General features: G+C 67.6%; 21 protein-coding genes and 1 pseudogene. 15 read left to right on the top strand and 7 right to left on the bottom strand.

Annotation, left to right across the window (positions count from 1 at the left end; translation table 11 throughout):
• Positions 1-60: 60 nt before the first annotated feature.
• From F1599_RS20475 to F1599_RS20465, 3 genes are read right to left on the bottom strand one after another with little or no spacing between them, the layout of a single operon-like run.
• Positions 61-630, bottom strand: a complete 570-nt coding sequence (locus F1599_RS20475; RefSeq protein WP_029578119.1) for a peroxiredoxin — start codon at positions 628-630, stop codon at positions 61-63.
• A 4-nt stretch (positions 631-634) separates the two neighbouring features.
• Positions 635-1138 (bottom strand): GNAT family N-acetyltransferase, encoded by a 504-nt coding sequence (locus F1599_RS20470; protein ID WP_029578118.1) that lies wholly within the window; start codon positions 1136-1138, stop codon positions 635-637.
• A gap of 6 nt (positions 1139-1144) precedes the next feature.
• On the bottom strand, positions 1145-2059 hold the full coding sequence (locus tag F1599_RS20465; protein ID WP_029578117.1) for a LysR substrate-binding domain-containing protein: 915 nt from the start codon (positions 2057-2059) through the stop codon (positions 1145-1147).
• Between the two features lie 181 nt (positions 2060-2240).
• Between F1599_RS20465 and ilvE the strand changes: the two genes are divergently transcribed.
• On the top strand, positions 2241-3218 hold the full coding sequence (ilvE, locus tag F1599_RS20460; protein WP_009463302.1) for a branched-chain-amino-acid transaminase: 978 nt from the start codon (positions 2241-2243) through the stop codon (positions 3216-3218).
• A 65-nt stretch (positions 3219-3283) separates the two neighbouring features.
• Here ilvE and ptsJ read toward each other — a convergent pair whose 3' ends face one another.
• The gene (gene ptsJ / locus F1599_RS20455; protein ID WP_150084261.1) at positions 3284-4585 is read right to left on the bottom strand and encodes a MocR-like B6 salvage transcription factor PtsJ; all 1302 of its coding nucleotides are present in this window, start codon (positions 4583-4585) and stop codon (positions 3284-3286) included.
• A 70-nt stretch (positions 4586-4655) separates the two neighbouring features.
• Between ptsJ and F1599_RS20450 the strand changes: the two genes are divergently transcribed.
• Genes F1599_RS20450 through F1599_RS20430 form a run of 5 tightly spaced genes read left to right on the top strand, consistent with a single transcriptional unit; the run spans position 4656 to position 8229 of the window.
• Entirely contained in the window at positions 4656-5459 is an 804-nt protein-coding gene (locus F1599_RS20450; RefSeq protein WP_032959113.1) for a YggS family pyridoxal phosphate-dependent enzyme, read from the top strand.
• A complete protein-coding gene (locus tag F1599_RS20445; protein ID WP_024889577.1) occupies positions 5456-6172 on the top strand; it encodes a glutamine amidotransferase in 717 nt (238 codons plus the stop codon). Before F1599_RS20450 ends, F1599_RS20445 begins: the two co-directional genes overlap by 4 nt.
• The gene (locus F1599_RS20440) at positions 6169-7011 is read left to right on the top strand and encodes a PfkB family carbohydrate kinase (RefSeq protein WP_150084259.1); all 843 of its coding nucleotides are present in this window, start codon (positions 6169-6171) and stop codon (positions 7009-7011) included. Before F1599_RS20445 ends, F1599_RS20440 begins: the two co-directional genes overlap by 4 nt.
• Positions 7008-7283: a hypothetical protein gene (locus F1599_RS20435; protein WP_024889575.1), complete on the top strand. Its 276-nt coding sequence runs from the start codon at positions 7008-7010 to the stop codon at positions 7281-7283. Before F1599_RS20440 ends, F1599_RS20435 begins: the two co-directional genes overlap by 4 nt.
• 37 nt (positions 7284-7320) lie before the next feature.
• Entirely contained in the window at positions 7321-8229 is a 909-nt protein-coding gene (locus F1599_RS20430; RefSeq protein ID WP_029578113.1) for a LysR family transcriptional regulator, read from the top strand.
• A 103-nt stretch (positions 8230-8332) separates the two neighbouring features.
• Here F1599_RS20430 and F1599_RS20425 read toward each other — a convergent pair whose 3' ends face one another.
• Together F1599_RS20425 and F1599_RS20420 are read right to left on the bottom strand one after the other, a co-directional pair.
• On the bottom strand, positions 8333-9220 hold the full coding sequence (locus tag F1599_RS20425) for a PhzF family phenazine biosynthesis protein (protein ID WP_029578112.1): 888 nt from the start codon (positions 9218-9220) through the stop codon (positions 8333-8335).
• A gap of 61 nt (positions 9221-9281) precedes the next feature.
• Complete coding sequence (locus F1599_RS20420; protein WP_029578111.1) at positions 9282-9941, bottom strand: LysE family translocator; 660 nt, start codon at positions 9939-9941, stop codon at positions 9282-9284.
• A 186-nt stretch (positions 9942-10127) separates the two neighbouring features.
• On the opposite strand from F1599_RS20420, the gene F1599_RS20415 reads away from it, so the two are divergent.
• From F1599_RS20415 to map, 9 genes are all read left to right on the top strand, one after another.
• Positions 10128-10739, top strand: a complete 612-nt coding sequence (locus F1599_RS20415; protein WP_029578110.1) for an RBBP9/YdeN family alpha/beta hydrolase — start codon at positions 10128-10130, stop codon at positions 10737-10739.
• On the top strand, positions 10736-10948 hold the full coding sequence (locus F1599_RS20410) for a DUF1737 domain-containing protein (protein ID WP_197700139.1): 213 nt from the start codon (positions 10736-10738) through the stop codon (positions 10946-10948). Before F1599_RS20415 ends, F1599_RS20410 begins: the two co-directional genes overlap by 4 nt.
• Before the next feature lie 13 nt (positions 10949-10961).
• Positions 10962-11597, top strand: a complete 636-nt coding sequence (locus F1599_RS20405) for a LysE family translocator (RefSeq protein ID WP_150084258.1) — start codon at positions 10962-10964, stop codon at positions 11595-11597.
• Positions 11598-11609: 12 nt separating this feature from the next.
• Positions 11610-12368 carry a sulfite exporter TauE/SafE family protein gene (locus F1599_RS20400; RefSeq protein ID WP_029578107.1) on the top strand — a complete coding sequence of 253 codons (759 nt, stop codon included), beginning with the start codon at positions 11610-11612 and terminating at the stop codon, positions 12366-12368.
• A gap of 214 nt (positions 12369-12582) precedes the next feature.
• On the top strand, positions 12583-13959 hold the full coding sequence (locus F1599_RS20395) for a CoA transferase (RefSeq protein ID WP_029578106.1): 1377 nt from the start codon (positions 12583-12585) through the stop codon (positions 13957-13959).
• Between the two features lie 44 nt (positions 13960-14003).
• Positions 14004-15215 (top strand): MFS transporter, encoded by a 1212-nt coding sequence (locus F1599_RS20390; protein WP_150084257.1) that lies wholly within the window; start codon positions 14004-14006, stop codon positions 15213-15215.
• Complete coding sequence (locus F1599_RS20385) at positions 15212-15805, top strand: AAA family ATPase (protein WP_223819785.1); 594 nt, start codon at positions 15212-15214, stop codon at positions 15803-15805. Before F1599_RS20390 ends, F1599_RS20385 begins: the two co-directional genes overlap by 4 nt.
• Positions 15806-16249: 444 nt before the next feature.
• Positions 16250-16462 (top strand): ParD-like family protein, encoded by a 213-nt coding sequence (locus F1599_RS20380; RefSeq protein ID WP_020649375.1) that lies wholly within the window; start codon positions 16250-16252, stop codon positions 16460-16462.
• The gene (gene map, locus F1599_RS20375) at positions 16459-17226 is read left to right on the top strand and encodes a type I methionyl aminopeptidase (protein ID WP_020649374.1); all 768 of its coding nucleotides are present in this window, start codon (positions 16459-16461) and stop codon (positions 17224-17226) included. Before F1599_RS20380 ends, map begins: the two co-directional genes overlap by 4 nt.
• Before the next feature lie 46 nt (positions 17227-17272).
• Here the strand turns inward: map and F1599_RS20370 are convergent.
• Positions 17273-17532 (bottom strand): annotated as a pseudogene (locus F1599_RS20370) (DUF2958 domain-containing protein); the annotation flags it as partial.
• Positions 17533-17628 lie beyond the last annotated feature (96 nt).

Here is a 17628-nt window from a genome sequence, read left to right as displayed (position 1 = left end):
GGGACCTGACGAGAACTTCGCACGACCATGAGCGCTGATCGTGTCGCTGACTGGCCAAGGTCAAGTGGCTGGCTGTTGCCTCAACCACGCGACGACATCGTCGGCATTCCGGTCCGGCGGGAACACAGGATAGAACACATGCTCGATCACGCCATCGCGCGCAATCAGGGTCAGTCGCTTGAGCAGCGCCAGGCCTTGCACCTCGAAGACCGGCAGACCGAGCGCGGTTGCGAATGAAAGGCGATGGTCGGACAGCAACGGGAAAGGCAGGTGCAGGCGCGCCACCGCCTCGCATTGGTACGCGGTGTCCTGCGTGGACACGCCGAACAACTGGGCGGCGCCCAAGGACTTCAGTTCGGCGAAATGATCCCTGAAGGCACAGGATTGCGGGGTGCAGCCCCGTGCTCCTGGAATCTCGTCCCAGCCTGGAGGCAGTGCGACATCTGGCCGGCCCGTCATCGGGAAGAGATAAAGCACCGTGCGTCCGCGCAGGCGCGAAGGATCGACACGGCCACCATCCGTCGATGCCAGTTCAAGCGTGGGCAGGCGCATGCCCGTCAGGTGGCGGGCGCCGCCATCATCCTCCGGCTGCGGAAGGCGCGACCAATCGACCTGCTGCAGGTTGTTCATGGCTTCACCACCGCTCGCTACCGGCCAGCCAAAGCACGTAGCTCTTCCAGCCGGCGGGTTCGGCGAAGCGCGCGTAGGCCCGGATGGCGTCGGGGTTGTCCTCGGGGACCAGCCAGCGCAGATGGATCCAGGCGCGTGATCGACCGATATCGGCGATGGCCGCGATGAGCCGCTGAGCGAGTCGTTTCCCGCGCGCGGCGGGCAGGACGTACAGGTCGTCGAGCTGGCCCGACCGGCCTCCGGAGATCGCCTCGGGCAGATCGAAGAACACCGCGAACGCGACAAGTTCGTCGCCGAGAAAGCCACCCAGCACTTCCGCGATCGGATCGGCGATCAAGGCATTGGCATGAGCCAGTGCATTCGCCCCGGCGCCTTGCCCGTGGCGCATTTCGTCGCCATAGGCGGCCAGCAGGGAGGCAAGCGCAACGGCGTCATGGGCAACGAGCCGTCGAAGCGTCACATCGTCATCCGGCGGTGCTTTCTGGTCTTTCGGATATGCGGTATTCATACGTGTCTATGCTGTCCGCGCTTCTGGGTTCCGAGTTCCGCTTTCCGACTGACATTGCTCGCGCAGCCAGCCGCGCAGGTTGTCCAGCCGTCGATCCTCGGATAGCGCCTCGGGATAGACGAGCCAAAAGCCGACACCCGCGCTCACGGGGTGGTCGAAGACCGAGGCCAGGCGTCCGAGCCGGACGGCACTCTCGGCCAGTTCGCAGACGGCGATCGACACGCCAGCCCCATCGGCGGCCGCCTGCATCGTCAGGCCGCCCGAATCCACGCGGGTCACGACAGCCGGCTCGAACGGCCCGCCGGGCAGGCTGTCCATCCAGCGCTGCCAAGTGAGGCAATGCCGCGAAACGAACAGGTTGGCGCGCGCGACCTGCTTGAGGCGTTCCCGGCGCGAGCCGGTGGCAAAGCCCGGGCGCGCGTACAGATCGATGGTGGCCTCGAACAACAGGTCGGCCTGCAGGCCGGCCCACTGGCCGTCGCCATACCAGATGCCGGCATCGGCCACGCCGGCGGCCAGATCCACGTCGTCCTGCGTGGTGGAGATGTCCAGCGAGAAGCCGCGCCGCTCGAACGGATACAGGCTCAGGCGGGGCGACAGCCAGTTGGTCGCGAAGGTCGGCAGCATGTTCACGCGCAGGGGCCCGTCGCGCCGCTCCTCGCGCAAGCTGCTCACGCCCTCGGCGATCAGGGCGAAACCCTCGTTGAGGCTAGGTGCCAGCCGGCGGCCGGCGCTGGTCAATTCCAGCCGCGTACCGATGCGGCGCAGCAGTTCGACGCCGAGCATGTCCTCCAGCGTGCGCAACTGGTGGCTGACCGCCGAGGGGGTGACCGCCAGTTCCAGGGCCGCGTCCTTGATCGAGAGATGGCGCGCCGCAGCCTCGAAGGCGCGCAAGGCATTCAACGGGACAGGGATGCGCATGGGGGATTCACCCTCCTGGAAGTCATTGGTCGTTCATGGACTCATTAAACCGGAAATCGTCGTCTCCACGCTCGCCGACACGAGGACCAAAACTCAGCATCGTCTGAGATTTGCTCACTCGTGCCGACGGCGAACCGGCCGCACACTTACGCCATCGACAACCTGTACAGCGGTGCGCACCATGCTCAATTCCCTTGACGATCGCGATGGCCTGATCTGGCTCGATGGCGAGCTGCTGCCCTGGCGCGAGGCGCGCCTGCACGTGCTCACGCATGCGCTGCATATGGGCGGGGCCGTCTTCGAGGGCATGCGCGCCTATGGCGGTCATGTCTTCCTCAATGCGCCTCACCTGGAACGCTTCCAGCAGTCCGCCGCGCTGCTGGACTACCACCTGCCGTGGTCGCAAGGCGAACTGACACAGGCCATCGAGGCGGTGCTGTGGGCCAACCAGCTCGACGACGCCTACATCCGCCCGGTGGCCTGGCGCGGCGCGGAGAGTGTTTCCATCGCTTCGCCGCGCGCCCGCATCCACGTGGCGATCGCGGCCTGGGACTGGCCCACGGCGGCGTCCCAGGGCCGCGCCGAGGAAGGCATCCGGCTGCAGCTGGCGAGTTGGCGGCGTCCCCGTCCTGACACCGCACCCACCGCGGCCAAGTGCTCGGGGCTGTACATGATCGGTACCCTTGCGCGCCATGCCGCCGCAGCGGCGGGCTGCGACGACGCACTGCTGCTCGACAGCGAAGGCCGGGTCGCCGAGACCACGGCAACCAACCTGTTGATGGTCCATGACGGGGTGCTGGTGACCCCATTGCCGACCTGCTTCCTCGACGGCATCACCAAGCGGCACGTGATGGGACTGGCGCGCCAGCGCGGGCTGCGGGTCGAGGAGCGGACCGTGACGCTGGACGAACTGCGCGCCGCCTCCGAGGTATTCACCGCCGGCACCTCGGTCGAACTGCAGCCGGTGGTGGCGCTGGTCGAGGATGCGGCGACCACCGAATGGCCCGTGGGGCCGGTGACGCGACAACTGATCCGGGACTTTCGCGCGTCCGTGACCGAGGCGAGCCAGGTCGGCCGGACGCTGCGGGAACGGGAGACCGGCTTGTTGGAACGGCGCCCGTGGCCCGCTCGCGTCGCCTCCGCCTTGCAGGCGCCGTAGCGCGCCATGGACCGGTACGCAGACGGACCCGCGAGAGGACAGGCACGATGCCATGCAGACTGGCTTCATACACGCCCCAGACAGTCGCGCAGTTGCGCGGCAAAGCGCGCCGCGTCCCCGGGTTCGAGCGTCGAGACCGTGACTCGCAGCGCGGGGGCCGCGGGCGCGATCGCGAAGGCATCGCCGGTTCGCACGGCCCAGCCGCAGCGTGCGAGGCTTTGCGCGGTGCGGTGAACGTCACGGTCTTCCGGCAACGGAATCCACACATTGAACCCGTCGCAGGGCTGCCTGGCGGCGATGCCCACGGCGCCGAGTGCATCGATCAGGGCCTTGCGACGCATGGCGTAGGCGGTCTTGGCCGCATGCAGGCGCGCCGTGGCCGCGTCGGATCCGAGCAGGCCGCGCACGGCCGCCTGCAGCAGGTGGCTGACCCAGGTCGTGCCGGGAGCCAGTCGCATGCCGAGCCTTGCGGCGGTCCCCGCATCGGTAGCGATGAAGGCCAGCCGCAGGTCCGGGCCGAAGCCCTTGGACACGGAGCGCACCAGCGCCCGCCGCGTGGTGGCCGCGGGCGCGATAGAGAAGTACGGCGTCTCGGCCAGCAAGGCGAAGTGGTCGTCCTCGATCACCAGCACGTGCGGATGGTGGGCGAGCACGCGGCGCAGTTCGCGGGCGCGCTGCTCGCTCAGGCCGCAGCCGGTGGGGTTTTGCGCCCTTGGTGTGCACAGCACCGCCTGGGCGCCATTGGCCAGCGCCGCTTCCAGCGCCTGCGGGCGCATGCCGTGCGCATCCATGGCCACGGGCACCGCTGCCAGGCCCGTGCTGTGCAGGATGTTGAGGCTGCCGAGGAAGCACGGGTCCTCCACCGCCACCTTGTCGCCGGCGACGAGGTAGGCAGCCAACAGACGCTCGATCGCATCGACCGCACCATGCGCCAGCACCAGACCGTCACCCTCCCGGAGATCCGCTCCGAACCACTGCCGCGCCAGCCGTTCGAGTGCTGGGTCGAGTACAGGCTGGCCATACAGCGCGGGCCGGTAGCCGCTGGCTGCCAGCGCCTGCAATGGATCGGGCAGCCAGGCCGGGTCCGGATTGCCGCTGGCCAGATCCGCCAGCGCCGAGCCGGGCTGCAGGCCCTCCTGCTCACCGAGACGCGCCGCTGGCCGGATCACCGTTCCGTTGCGCCCCAGCGTCTCGGCAATGCCTGCGGCCACCAGCTTCCGGTACGCGGCGGCGACCGTGTTGCGGTTGACGCCCAGTTGATCGGCCATCTCGCGCACGGACGGCAGTGTCTGGCCCGCGGCAAGCTGGCCCGCATGTGCCTCGCGGCGAATGCGCTCGAAGATGTCCGATGCGGTCTTTTCTGCCATTCCCGTTTGTCCCGTGACAATGTATATTTTGTCCTATGACAATGTTAGCAGCACGGAGAACCCCTTGTCCATGAACGCGCAGACGCATCCCTGGCCCACCGCACACAGCGTCGAGGACTTTCGGCGCAATCTGGCGGCGGTGCATCGGCGCATCGCCGATGCCTGCTCCCGCGCGGGACGCGATCCGTCCGATGTGCGCCTGCTGCCGGTCAGCAAGACCGTGCCGGAGGAGCGCATCCGTCTGGCTTACGCCGCCGGCTGCCGCGACCTGGGTGAGAACAAGGTGCAGGAGGCGCAGCGCAAGGCCGAAGCGATGGTGGATCTCGCCGACCTGCGCTGGTCGGTCATCGGCCACCTGCAGACCAACAAGGCCAAGGTCGTGGCACGCTTCGCCACCGAGTTCCAGGCCCTGGACAGCCTGCGTGTGGCGGAGGCGCTGGACCGTCGCCTGCAAGCCGAAGGGCGCGCACTGGATGTGTTCGTGCAGGTCAACACCTCGGGCGAGGCCAGCAAGTTCGGCTTGCCGCCTTCCGAGGTGGCCGGCTTCGTCCGGGCGCTGCCGGGCTTCTCCACCCTGCGCGTGCGAGGCCTGATGACACTGGCGCTGCTGTCGGCCGATCCGGCGCGGGTCCGTCCCTGCTTCGTGCTGTTGCGCGAACTGCGTGATCGGCTGCGCCAGGAGGCGCCGGCGGGCATCGGCATGGACGAACTGTCGATGGGGATGTCCGGCGACTTCGAGCTGGCCATTGAGGAAGGCGCCACCGTCGTGCGCGTCGGCCAGGCCATCTTTGGCGCTCGCGCGACGCCGGACAGCCATTACTGGCCCGACGACGACCGGGCTGCGACATCGACCGCATCGGAGCAGACCGCATGAAGACCGCCCTGGCCCTGCGCCACATCCATTTCGAAGACCTCGGCACGCTCGAACCGCTGCTGCGCGAGCGTGGATTCGACGTGCGCTACCTCGACCCCGCGACGGACGACCTGGCCGGTGAGGAGGCCGCGGCAAGCGATCTTCTCATTGCACTGGGTGGGCCGATCGGCGCCTTCGACGAGCGGGCCTATCCCTTTCTTGCCGACGAACTGCGTCTGCTCGAACGGCGCTTGGCCAGCGGCCGGCCGCTGCTCGGCATTTGTTTGGGCGCGCAATTGATCGCGCGCCTGCTCGGCGCCGCCGTCGCCCCCATGGGCTTCAAGGAGATCGGCTTCGGCGCGCTGACGCTGACGGATGCGGGCCGCCGCTCGGTGCTGGCACCGCTGGCCGGCGTGCCGGTGCTGCATTGGCACGGCGACCGCTTCGAGCTGCCTGAGGGCAGTGAACTGCTGGCGAGCACCGAAAGCTGCGTGCAGCAGGCCTACGCGGTCGGCAACCGGGTGCTGGGTCTGCAGTTCCACCTGGAAGCCGATGCCAGCCGAATCGAACGCTGGCTGGTCGGCCATTGCTGCGAGCTGGGCCAGGCCGGCGTCGATCCGCGCACGCTGCGCGCGGATGCCGAGCGGCATGGGGCAACGCTGAAGGCTGCGGCCCACCGCACGATCGGCGCGTGGCTGGACCGGCAGCAGGACACGGGGGGGCGTCCTGAATGACGGTGACCCAACCTGTGCCCATCGATGTCATCAGCATCCAGTCCCAGGTGGTCTACGGGCGGGTCGGCAACAACGCGGCGATTCCCGCGTTGGAAGCCTGCGGGCTGCTTACGACCGCGGTGCCGACCGCGCTGCTCAGCAACACCCCGCACTATCCCTCGGTCCATGGCGGTGCGGTGCCCGACGCGTGGTTCGCTGGCTGGTTGGATGACCTGGAGGCGCGCGGCATCCCCGCGTGCGCTCGCGTTGTGCAGGTCGGCTTCCTCGGCGCGCCGTCGCAGGCACGGATCCTCGCATCCTGGTGGTCGACGATGCGCGAGCGCCACCCGCAACTGCGCCTGCACCTGGATCCGGTCATTGGCGACTACGACCAAGGCGTGTATGCGGCGGCTGGCATGGCCGAGGCCTGGCGCACGCTGCTGATTCCAGAAGCCCACGGCCTCGTCCCCAATCGGTTCGAGCTGGAACAGGTCACCGGCAGAACGCTGCAGGGTCTGGCGGATTGCCGCGAGGCTGCCCGTGCGCTGTTGCGCGGCCCCACCCAATGGGTGGTGGTGACCAGTGTCCAGGATGATCCTGAAAGCGCCGTCGTCCAGACGCTGCTGGAGACGCGAGAGGGGGTATCGCGCCTCTTCGAGCATCCCCACGTGCCCTGCGTGGTGAAAGGGGCCGGCGACTACTTCGCCGCGCGCCTGACCGGCCATTGCCTGCTTGGCATAGAGATGCCTCAGGCCGTCGAGCGCGCCTGCGGCGAAACCGCCGAGCAACTGACCCGCACCCGGCGCCTGGGCTGGGAGGAAATGGCCATCCACGCTATGGCCGGGAGCGTCCGGCCATGAATGCCTACCGCCTCGTGATTTCCCGGCATAGCCGGCTGCTGGGTCAGTTCGACAGCGAAACGCCCTGGGCGGGCGACGCGATCCGCGACCTGCTACAGCGACTTCCCGAATGCGATGGCTATCGCACCGAACTGTTCGTCGCGCGCGAAGAGCGCCGATTGCTCGAAAGCGGTCCTGGCGGCCTGAAGGTCCTCGGCCGCGAGCTCTTGTTCCAACCCTTGCCGATCACGGCGCTGCTGTCTGGCACGGCGCCCGAGGAGCCGCTCGCGTGAATCAAGCTCCCGGCCTCATGTACGCGTAGGTGGCGCGATGGAGCTGCGACACCTGCGCTGTTTCGTGGCAGTGGCCGAGGAACTGCACTTCACGCGTGCGGCGGTGCGGCTCCATATCGAGCAGTCTCCGCTGTCGCGCACCATCCGGGAGCTGGAGTCTGACCTCGGCGCCACGCTGTTCGAGCGCAATCGGCGCGGCACCCAGCTCACCTGGGCGGGCCAGGTCCTGCTGGAAGATGCCCGCCGCGTGTTCGCGGTGCTGGAACAGGCACGAACCAACGTCCGGGCCGCCGCCACGGGCTATCGCGGCATGCTGCGCCTCGCGCTGTCGGACGGTATCGCGCAGACACGCCTCGCGGCACTCCTGGCCCTGTGCCGGGAGGAGGAGCCCGATGTGGAAATCCGCCTGTTCGAGACGCCGCTCGCATCGCAAGTGCGCGGGTTGCGCGACGACACTTTCGATGCCGGGTTTGCGCAGTCTGACGAGGCTGGAGAGGGCATCCTGTGCGAGGCGGTCTGGTCCGATCCCATCCTGGTGGCCATTCCGACGCGCCATCCTTTGCTGGCCTTCAGGCAGGTCCCTCTGGATGAACTGCTGCGCTATCCCCTGATCAAGTGCCACCCGGAAACCTGCGAGGGTGCGTACCGGCAGATCAAACGGCTGCTCCGGACGGCCGCCATCCAGCCCCGGATCGCAGAGCGGGTCGCGACACTGGAATTGATGCTGACGCTGGTGGCCGCGGGCTACGGACTGGGTTTCGCCACGGCGGCGCAGATTTCGGTCTGCCGTCATCCCGAGGTCATTGCGCGGCCCCTGTCGGACCCGTCGGCATGCATGACCACCTACTTGTTGCGGCCGGACAGTGAGCCCTCGGAACCGCTGCAGCACTTCATCGAACGCGCCATGCTCTCGCGCGACGACAGTCCCGCCGTCGATCCGATCTAGCCCCGCGCAACCGCGTTCGTCGCGGCGCAGGCCTTCGTCGGGGACGCCGCGCAGGCGTCATGGCAAGCCATGGGCGACCGAGAGGCTGAACGTGCCGCCGCGTCTACAGATGCAGGGTGCCGCTGGCGACGGTCACGGCCTGGCCACCGACGCGCACCGTCAGTTCGTCGCCGTTTCGGGTCCATTCGACGTGGATCAGACCATCGCGTCCCATCTCGATGCCTTGCTCCGCAAGGTAGCCACCCTGGAGAGCCGATGCGTGCCGGTGCCTTGCCAGGAATGCCGCGACACACCCGTTTCCAGACCCGCAGACGGGGTCCTCGGCAACGCCTTCGCCTGGCGCGAACGTGCGCAGGCGCAAGCGTACCGGTGCGTCGGCCTCGTGTTCGGCAAAGACGGTCACGCCGACGGCACCCGATGCGCGGCAACGTTCGGCGATGCGAGGCAGGTCGGGACGCAGCGACGCCAGGGCTGCGACGCTGCGCAGCTCGGCGATCAGCCACGGGATGCCGGTGGAGACGACTTCCACCGGCATCGCGGCCAGCATGTTCGCATCGCAGCCCAGCAGGGCCGACATTTCCCCAGGACCAATGGCCGTGTTGCGGAACTGCGGGCTGGCCTGGGTCATCCAGTAGATCGGCGGGCCCTCGGTCGGAACGACTTCGACAGGCACGATGCCGATGCCGCAGGCCTGCCGCAGCAGACTTGCATCGGCCAGGTCGCCACGGTGCGCACGCACTGCGCTCGCAGTGGCGATGGTGGGGTGCCCGGCGAACGGCAGCTCACTGGAGGGCGTGAAGATGCGCACCCGATAGTCGGTATCTGGCGATTCCGGGGCCAGCACGAAGACCGTCTCGGATAGGTTCATCTCGCGCGCGATCCGCTGCATGGTCCGCGCATCGAGGTCGTCGGCATCGAACACGACGGCAGCCGGGTTGCCGCTGAGCGGCTGGCTCGTGAACACATCGACTTGCAGGAAGGATTTGTTCATCGCTTCTCCAGGTTCGGTCGCACCGCCTGTGCTCGGTTGCGTGCGCGTGGCCGGGGACGAATCACGCGGCCAGGGCCTTGGCGCCGCTCGACGGTCTCCACAAAAGAATCCATGCGGCGAATCCGAGGAAGCCGATCCCCGCCAGGCGCGTGCAGCGCTGGCGCCAGACGGAAGTGCCCAATGCTCCTCGCACCCGGCTTGCAATGGCGGCATAGCCGGTCAAGGTGGCGCCGCTGAGGATCACGAAGATCGCGGTCAGGCCCATGAACTGAGGGATGAGAGCCTGGTCGGCCCGGATGAACTGGGGGAAGAAGGCGGTGAAGAAGAGCATCGACTTCGGATTGGATGTCGCCACCAGGAATCCTTCCTTCGCCAGCGCGAAGGCCTGCACCGGCCCTGCGTCATGAGCATCGGCGTCCGGCGACCGCGTGTGTCTGCCCTGCACAAGCAGGCGAAGACCGAGGTACGCCAGATAGGCGGCGCCGGCCAGCCGCAGTGCGGTCATCGCGTGAGCGGAGGCAAGCAGGAACAGGCCGACGCCCCACGCGGCCGCCGCGGAAACCACGAGCAACCCCAACATGTTGCCCAGCGTCGACCACAGGCTCGCGACCACGCCCTGGCGAGCGCCATTGCGCATCGCCAGCAGGATGGCCGGGCCGGGCGTAAGGATGGACAGCCAGGCCGCCAGGACGTAGGAAATCAGGAGCGGGATATCGGACATGGCGAACTCGGGGGGGCTTCTTCGTCGGTTGTGAAGGAAGTGCACTTCGACGATAGCCAAGGCCATTCGAGCTGACCATTGAGCTTTTCTCGACGTTTGCTGAGACCTTCTCACTCGGCAATTCGACGCATCGGTCTTAAGGTTTCCAGCCAGACAACGTCACTCCGGATATCCGCGCACGCCACCATGAGCCACCTTCAGACCGTTCGCCTCTTGATGCTTCCCGGTATCGGCAATTCCGGGCCGGAGCATTGGCAGACGCGCTGGGCGTCGCGCCAGGAGCATGGCCGGCGATTCCAGCCTGCCGACTGGGACAGGCCGGACCTGGCCGACTGGCTGCAGGCACTCGATGCGGCCATCGACGAGTGCGGCGCGCCCGTCGTCCTGGTCGCACACAGCCTGTCGTGCCTGCTCGTCGCGCACTGGGCATCGCGGCCGGGAATCGGGGAAGACATCCAGCATCGGATCGCCCAGGTCCGGGGCGCCTTCCTCGTTGCCGTCCCTGACCCCGGCGCACCGGCGTTTCCGGGCGAGGCGAGCGAGTTCGGCCCGCCACCGACCGACCCCCTGCCGTTTCCCGCACTGGTGGTCGCCAGCAGCGACGACCCCTATGGCTCGCCGGAGCACGCCCGGCACATGGCCATGGGTTGGGCAGCGGGATGCGTGGAAGTCGGCGCCCTCGGGCACATCAATGCCGCCAGCGGCGTGGGCGACTGGGACACCGGCTGGCATCTGCTGCAGGCATTCGGCGCGGGGCTGCGCGTCCAGATGCCGGCATCGAATCGACCGGGAGCATGAGCATGCTCGCGTACCGCTACCTGACCGGCATCGACGACGCTGCGTTCTGCCACCGCGTCACCGCGGCCCTGAACAGCGGCTGGGCGCTGTATGGCGAGCCGAGCCTGACCTACGACCCGGCGCGTGGCGCAGTGATCTGCGGCCAGGCCATCGTCAAGACCATCGAATCGACGACGTACAGCGAGTCACTGGACTTGTCTGTGCTCTGACGGAGATCCCCCAATGGATCCATCGACTGCGATCCTGGGCTTCACGCTGACGGCGCTGCTGCTCACCTTGACCCCCGGCCTGGACACGGCGCTGGTACTTCGCACGGCGGCTGTGGAAGGGGGGCGCAAGGCGATGAGGGCGGGCGGCGGCATCGTGACCGGCGTGCTGATCTGGGGACTGATCGCGGCCCTCGGGCTCGGCGCGGTGCTCGCGGTCTCCCGACTCGCCTACACCCTGCTGCAGATCGCGGGCGCGGCCTATCTGCTCTGGCTCGGCTGGAAGCTGTTCTCTGGCGCGCTCAAGAGCCGGCCGACGCTGCCCGCAGACGATCCGCCGCTCGTGAGTGGCGAGCGCTGGTTCCTGCGCGGTCTGCTGACGAATCTGCTCAATCCCAAGGTCGGGGTGTTCTACGTGAGCCTCCTGCCACAGTTCGTTCCCGCCGACGTGCCGGTGGTCGGGTTCAGCGTGCTGTTGGCCGGCATCCACGCCGCGATGGGACTGCTCTGGTTCGCCGCACTGGTGCTGGCCACGCGGCCCCTGGCACGCTGGCTGCGCCGGCCCACGGTGATGCGCTCGCTCGATGCGCTCACCGGCCTGGCGCTGATGGGGTTTGGCCTGCGTCTGGCCCTGTCCAGGCCGACGAGCTGAGGTGCGAGCGGCATGGACATCGGAACCTTCCTGCTGCTGGCCGGTGCCGGCATGATCGGCGGCATCTGCAATGCGGTGGCCGGCGGCGGCACATTCTTCACCTTTCCCGCGCTGCTGGCTGCCGGCGTACCACCCGTGGTGGCCAACGCCACCAGCGCGGTGTCGATCTGGCCGGGGCATGCGAGCAGCCTGCTCGGCTATCGCAGCGAACTCGGGCGCCACCGCGCCGCGTTGCGGCGCAGCCTGCCCGTGGTCGGTGCCGGTTCGCTGGTGGGCGCCACACTGTTGGTGTTCACCGGAGATGCACAGTTCAGCCGTCTGGTGCCGTGGCTGATCCTCGTCGCGACAGTGCTGTTCGCCCTGGGACCCTGGCTGCGCCAGGCCATCGAGCGGCATGCTCGCGGTCAGGTGCCGCACCTGGCGGCTGCGGGGGCGGAGTTTCTGACCGCACTCTATGGCGGCTACTTCGGCGCCGGCCTGGGCATCATGCTGATGGCGATCCTGACCTTGCTGGGTGTGCGCGATGTCCAGGAGGCCAACGCCGTCAAGAATGCGATGGCTACCGTTGTGACCAGTGCCGCGGTGATGCTCTTCGTCGCCACCGGGTCCATCGCCTGGGCGCAAGGCAGTGCGGTCCTGCTGGGCGCGATCTTGGGAGGCTATGCCGGCGCGCGGTTGGCGCGCTGGATTCCGCCGCTGGCGCTGCGTTGGACGATCGTGGCGACCGGCCTGGCGCTCTCTGCGTACTTCGGGCTGAAGGCGGGTGCATGATGGATCGCTTGCAGCGGGCGTGCGACGCCCATGCCTGTGCCAGCACGGCGCTCCCCGGCATCGCCAATGGCGGGCGATGCTGCTTTCCGCGCTCTGCTGCGTTTGCGGACAACGTGGCACCGACCCTGCCACCCGCCTGGATCTGCCAATCCGGCTCGACCAACGAGGCGCTGTGTCGATTCAGTTGGCGAACTTTCTGTGAGGAGTCCATTCGATGAATCCACTTGATGCACTGACCGCGCTCTGGTCGCTGGGCGGGCTGCCGCCGCAGGCGCTGGCCGGGATCGCGCTGACGGGCAGCGACCCGGTGTTTCCCTCGTCCTTCGCCGTCGGCACCGCCGCGCAGACCAGCATTGCCGCGGCTGCGCTCGCCGCCTGCGAACTGGGCCATGAGCGGGGTGCTCCGCGCCAGCGTGTCACCGTGGACATGGCCCACGCCGCCGCCGAATGCACCGGCTGGTTCACGCTCGACGGCCAGGAGCCCGAGCTGTGGGACCCGTTCGCCGGCCTGTACCGCTGCGCCGATGGCCACGTGCGTGTCCACACCAACTTCCCGCACCACCGCGATGGCGCGCTGCGCCTGCTGGGCCTGGACCCCGCAACTGCCACACGCGCCGACGCAGAGCAGGCCCTGCGGGGTTGGAAGGCGCTGGACTTCGAGCAGGCCGCGGCCGACCACGCGCTGGTGGCCACGGCGTTGCGCAGCTTCGCCGAGTGGGATGCCACGCCCCAGGGTCAGGCGGTGGCCTCGCAACCCCTGATGACCATCACCCGAATCGCCGATGCGCCACCGCGTGCACTGCCGCCCCTGGCGGCCGATGAGCGGCCGCTCGCCGGCCTGCGCGTGCTCGACCTCACGCGCATCCTGGCCGGCCCCGTCGGTGGGCGGGCGATGGCGTCGTTCGGCGCGGACGTGATGCTGGTCAACTCACCGAACCTGCCCAACATCGCCGCTATTGCCGAAACCAGCCGCGGCAAGCGCTCGGCGCACATCGACCTGCGCAGCGAGGCCGGGCGCGAAGCGCTGTGGCAGCTCCTGGAAGACGCCCACGTGTTCTCGCAGGGGTACCGGCCCGGCGGCCTGGCCGCGCTCGGCTTCTCGCCCGAGGCCCTGGCCGCGCGCCGGCCCGGCATCGTCGCCGTGTCGCTGACCGCCTACGGCACGCAAGGGCCCTGGGCCGACCGGCGCGGTTTCGATTCGCTGGTGCAGACGGCAATGGGCTTCAACCACGCCGAGGGCGAGGCGGCGGGCGACGGCAAGCCGCGCGCGCTGCCGATGCAGATCCTCGACCAGGCCAGCGGCTTCCTGATGGCTTTCGGCGCCGCCGCCGCGCTGTGGCGACAGTCGCGCGAAGGGGGAAGCTGGCACGTGCAGGTGTCGCTGGCGCAGACCGGGCACTGGCTGCGCGGGCTGGGGCGCATCGAAGAGGGGCTGCGGGCCGGCAGGCCGGACCTCAGCCCCTGGCTCGCCGACGAAGTCTCCGGCTTCGGCCTGCTGCGCGCCGTGCGCCCCAGCGCGCAAATGGCGCGAACACCGGCCGGCTATGCGCGACCGTCAGTGCCGCCGGGAACGGATCGCCCGAACTGGTGAGAGCTTGTCCGCAAGCCGAGAGTTGATACGGCCGGACCCCTTGAATGAGCAATATCCCAGGTCACCCCGGCGATGCATCGCGTGCCGCACCGATGCCTGCCACGTCAGCCTTGCCCTCCCATCTGCTGTGGACCATTGCCCTGGCGGCGGGCGCATCCGTGGCCAACAGCTACTACAACCAGCCGCTTCTCGGCGAATTGAGCCGGGAGTTCGCGCTCTCTGCGGGGACCGTGACCTGGCTGCCCGTGCTCACCCAGGCGGGCAATGCCCTGGGCGTGCTGTTCCTGGCACCACTGGGTGACCGCCTGGAGCGCAAGTCGCTCATCCTGCGAACGCTGGCGACGCTGGTGCTCTCCCTGGCGCTGGCAGCCGCGTCCTCCGGCTTCGTTCAATTGGCACTGGCGAGCCTCGCCGTGGGTTTGTGCGCCACCGTGGCGCAACAACTGGTTCCCTTGGCCATCCACCTGGCGCCCTCCAACCGAAAGGGGCAGGTGCTCGGCGTGGTGACGGGCGGCATCCTGATCGGCATCCTGCTGGCCCGTGTGGTGAGCGGCTGGATGACCGAGCTTTGGGGCTGGCGGTCCGTCTTCGGTTTTTCTGCGGCACTGATGCTGGTACTGGGCTTTCGGCTGGCATGGACGCTGCCGGTGGTGCCGCCGTCCTCCGATCTCGGCTATGGACGATTGCTGCTGTCGATGTGGCATTTGGTGCGCAAGCACGCTTCCTTGCGCCAGGCTGTGGCAGTCCAGTTCCTGCTGTTTGCCAGCATGATCGGCTTCTGGGCAACGTTCGCGCTCTGGCTGGAGCGGCCGCCACTGCAGCTCGGCGCGGTATCCGCCGGCCTGTTCGCGCTGGTCGGCGTGTGCGGCGCGTTGGCTGCACCGGCGGCTGGCCGTTTTGCCGACCGGCGCGGACACGGCGCAGTCGTCCATGCAGGCGCGGTGGGAACCGCAACGGCATTTGCCGTGCTGTACCTGGGTGGCTCATCGATCCCTGCACTCGTCCTCGGCATCTTCTTGCTCGACGTGACCGTGCAGTCAGCCCAGGTGGCGAACCAGACCATGGTCTATGCGTTGGACGCGGGTGCGCGCAGCCGGCTGAACACCGTGTTCATGGGCGCGATGCTGCTTGGCGGGGCCTTCGGCGCTGCTGCAGGCGGGTGGGCCTTCACTGCGCATGGATGGGCCGGTGTCTGCGCCTTTGGCATGCTTAGCGCCACCGTTGCGTGGGGCCTGTCTCTTCGGCAAAACCAATGATGACAAGTGAATTGACAAACCGTCTGCTGGTCGAAGCAAACCCTGACATGACGCCGATGCCATCTCAGGTGGTCATTTCGGGGTGCTCCGGCGGCGGCAAGTCGACCTTGCTCGGGGAGCTGCGGCGGCGTGGTCATGCGACCGTCGCCGAACCCGGGCGGAGGATCATCGCCGAGCAGATTCGACAGGGCGGCAACGCCTTGCCATGGACCGACATGGCGGCCTTTCTGCGGGAGGCGCTGCGCGTCGCCGCCATGGATCTCGAAGGCGCGGCACGGGACGCTGGTCCGGTCTTCTTCGACCGAGGGTTGATCGACGCCGCTGCAGCGCTTCAACGACTCTACGGGGTACCGTTGGCGCAAAGTCTGGGCGAATCCCGCCCTTATGGGCGGCTCGTGTTCCTCGCACCGCCCTGGCCGGACATCTATTGCGCAGACGAGGCGCGGCGGCACGGTTTTCCCGAGGCTGAGGCGGAATACGCCCACCTGGATGCAACCTACCGGGCACTCGGCTACGAAGTCAGGTTGCTTCCGCGCGCCAGTGTGGCCGAGCGGGCCGACTTCGTTCTCGAAGCGATTCATCGCTGCTGAAGGCGAGACCAACTTGCGGCGGTTGCCCTGGATGCTGATCCGAACGCGGCCCTGCAGCATGCGTACTCACGTGCACCGTTGTCGATGAGCACGCGACGACACGGGCGCGGGCTACTGTCGTCGACAGGTGATAGGTCGGAGAAAACTGCTGGACATGGCAACGGCCGCCCTGTCTGCCAAACCGCACGCAAGCGGAGCGTAGGGCAGAAACAGGAAGCGGGGCCGAAGGTGCTAGCCGAGCGAAGCGAGGGAACGATGGAAGCCCGACAGGGGCGAAGCCCCGAAGGGGGTTCGATGCAAAGCACGACAGCGCGACCGGTCATCTTCCTTGGCCGGGGAGGCCCAGACATCAATGCCCCCGTCTTTAGTCACGTCATCAGCTCACTTGCACCATTGGCTAGCCAGACTATATGATTCATATATGTTTCATATAGATCAAAGCACATGGGTATCGTGAACATCGACGACGATCTGCATGACCAACTGCGCAAGGCCAGCGCGGTATCGTGCCGGTCAATCAATGCGCAGGCGGCCTTCTGGATCAGGATCGGCATGCTGTGCGAAATGAACCCGACACTGAGCTTCAACGACATCGTCACCCGTGAGCTGCGGGCCGCAGGCGTTGTGGCGCAACCCATCAAGATGGGGTCGGCATGACCAAGCGCCCAGAAGAAATCGCGCTGATGGCCGAGTCAGGCCAGCTTTTGGCGCAGGTGTTCAGCCATCTTGATCGGCTGAACCTGATCGGCATGTCCACGATGCAGGTCAACGATCTAGTCGATGACTTCATCGTCTATGAACTCAAAGCGCGCCCGGCCAGCAAAGGGCAATACGGGTACGCCTACGCGCTCAACGCCTCCCGCAACCATGTGGTCTGCCACGGCGTTCCTTCCGCCAAGGACATTCTGCAGGACGGGGACATCGTCAATTTCGACATCACGCTGGAGAAGAACGGCTACATCGCCGATTCCAGCAAGACCTATCTGGTCGGCGAGGTGTCACACCAGGCGAAGCGGCTCGTGCAAGTGGCTTATGAAGCGATGTGGAAAGGCATCCAGGCCGTCCGCCCAGGCGCCACGCTCGGCGACGTGGGCCACGCCATCGAGCGGCATGCCCGCAGGAATGGCTATTCGATCGTCAGGGAATACTGTGGCCACGGCATCGGCCGTGAAATGCACGAGGAGCCGCAAGTGCTGCACTGGGGTAAACCGCGAACGGGTCTGGCGCTTCGGGAAGGGATGGTGTTTACCATCGAGCCGATGGTAAACAAGGGGCGGTCCGCCGTCCGAACAGAGGTCGATGGGTGGACGGTCGTCACGCGTGACGGGCAATTGTCGGCTCAGTTCGAGCATACCGTGGCCGTCACTGCGAGCGGTGTGCGCGTCTTGACGCTGCGCCCGGGCGAAAAGGCGTTGCACTGATTCAACGTAGTGGACAGGAACGCCTTGCGACGATCCAATGGCCGCGTCAAACAACGATCCGCCCGGCCAGCCGCTCATCGCGCGCACAGGCGCTCAATCGCTCCTCGGCACGGAACCACGGGTCGCGTTCGATCGGCAGGCCCAGCCGGCCGAGCACCGTCGCCAGTTCGCCCAGACTGACCCAGCCGATTTCCGGCGTCCCAGGCCCAGATCGCAAAGACCAAATGCGTGGTCATTGTCATCGCCGAGATCAATCTCGGTCAGCAGTCAAGCCACGTCGGCGTCCGGTGTGAACAGCTTGGCCACGAGACCGGATTGGCCCATACCCATCCACTGCACACAGTCAGCTTTTGGCAAGCGCGCAGGTCCGATCAGCGAGTCGGGGCGGACAGGGATGGTGAA

Origin of the sequence: Cupriavidus cauae (assembly GCF_008632125.1) — a bacterium.
GTDB lineage: Bacteria > Pseudomonadota > Gammaproteobacteria > Burkholderiales > Burkholderiaceae > Cupriavidus > Cupriavidus cauae.
Note: the sequence above shows the minus strand (reverse complement) of the source record. Positions and strands in the feature narration are given on the sequence as shown.

What these genes read in the sequence shown, in the direction of transcription:
- F1599_RS20440 (WP_150084259.1), top strand. Translation starts at nt 6,169, where the DNA reads ATGACGGTGACCCAACCTGTGCCCATCGATGTCATCAGCATCCAGTCC.
- F1599_RS20435 (WP_024889575.1), top strand. Translation starts at nt 7,008, where the DNA reads ATGAATGCCTACCGCCTCGTGATTTCCCGGCATAGCCGGCTGCTGGGT.
- F1599_RS20390 (WP_150084257.1), top strand. Translation starts at nt 14,004, where the DNA reads ATGAGCAATATCCCAGGTCACCCCGGCGATGCATCGCGTGCCGCACCG.
- F1599_RS20410 (WP_197700139.1), top strand. Translation starts at nt 10,736, where the DNA reads ATGAGCATGCTCGCGTACCGCTACCTGACCGGCATCGACGACGCTGCG.
- F1599_RS20395 (WP_029578106.1), top strand. Translation starts at nt 12,583, where the DNA reads ATGAATCCACTTGATGCACTGACCGCGCTCTGGTCGCTGGGCGGGCTG.
- F1599_RS20385 (WP_223819785.1), top strand. Translation starts at nt 15,212, where the DNA reads ATGATGACAAGTGAATTGACAAACCGTCTGCTGGTCGAAGCAAACCCT.
- F1599_RS20470 (WP_029578118.1), bottom strand. Translation starts at nt 1,138, where the DNA reads ATGAATACCGCATATCCGAAAGACCAGAAAGCACCGCCGGATGACGAT.
- F1599_RS20415 (WP_029578110.1), top strand. Translation starts at nt 10,128, where the DNA reads ATGAGCCACCTTCAGACCGTTCGCCTCTTGATGCTTCCCGGTATCGGC.
- map (WP_020649374.1), top strand. Translation starts at nt 16,459, where the DNA reads ATGACCAAGCGCCCAGAAGAAATCGCGCTGATGGCCGAGTCAGGCCAG.
- F1599_RS20425 (WP_029578112.1), bottom strand. Translation starts at nt 9,220, where the DNA reads ATGAACAAATCCTTCCTGCAAGTCGATGTGTTCACGAGCCAGCCGCTC.
- ptsJ (WP_150084261.1), bottom strand. Translation starts at nt 4,585, where the DNA reads ATGGCAGAAAAGACCGCATCGGACATCTTCGAGCGCATTCGCCGCGAG.
- F1599_RS20400 (WP_029578107.1), top strand. Translation starts at nt 11,610, where the DNA reads ATGGACATCGGAACCTTCCTGCTGCTGGCCGGTGCCGGCATGATCGGC.
- F1599_RS20420 (WP_029578111.1), bottom strand. Translation starts at nt 9,941, where the DNA reads ATGTCCGATATCCCGCTCCTGATTTCCTACGTCCTGGCGGCCTGGCTG.
- F1599_RS20380 (WP_020649375.1), top strand. Translation starts at nt 16,250, where the DNA reads ATGGGTATCGTGAACATCGACGACGATCTGCATGACCAACTGCGCAAG.
- F1599_RS20475 (WP_029578119.1), bottom strand. Translation starts at nt 630, where the DNA reads ATGAACAACCTGCAGCAGGTCGATTGGTCGCGCCTTCCGCAGCCGGAG.
- F1599_RS20465 (WP_029578117.1), bottom strand. Translation starts at nt 2,059, where the DNA reads ATGCGCATCCCTGTCCCGTTGAATGCCTTGCGCGCCTTCGAGGCTGCG.
- F1599_RS20430 (WP_029578113.1), top strand. Translation starts at nt 7,321, where the DNA reads ATGGAGCTGCGACACCTGCGCTGTTTCGTGGCAGTGGCCGAGGAACTG.
- F1599_RS20445 (WP_024889577.1), top strand. Translation starts at nt 5,456, where the DNA reads ATGAAGACCGCCCTGGCCCTGCGCCACATCCATTTCGAAGACCTCGGC.
- F1599_RS20450 (WP_032959113.1), top strand. Translation starts at nt 4,656, where the DNA reads ATGAACGCGCAGACGCATCCCTGGCCCACCGCACACAGCGTCGAGGAC.
- ilvE (WP_009463302.1), top strand. Translation starts at nt 2,241, where the DNA reads ATGCTCAATTCCCTTGACGATCGCGATGGCCTGATCTGGCTCGATGGC.
- F1599_RS20405 (WP_150084258.1), top strand. Translation starts at nt 10,962, where the DNA reads ATGGATCCATCGACTGCGATCCTGGGCTTCACGCTGACGGCGCTGCTG.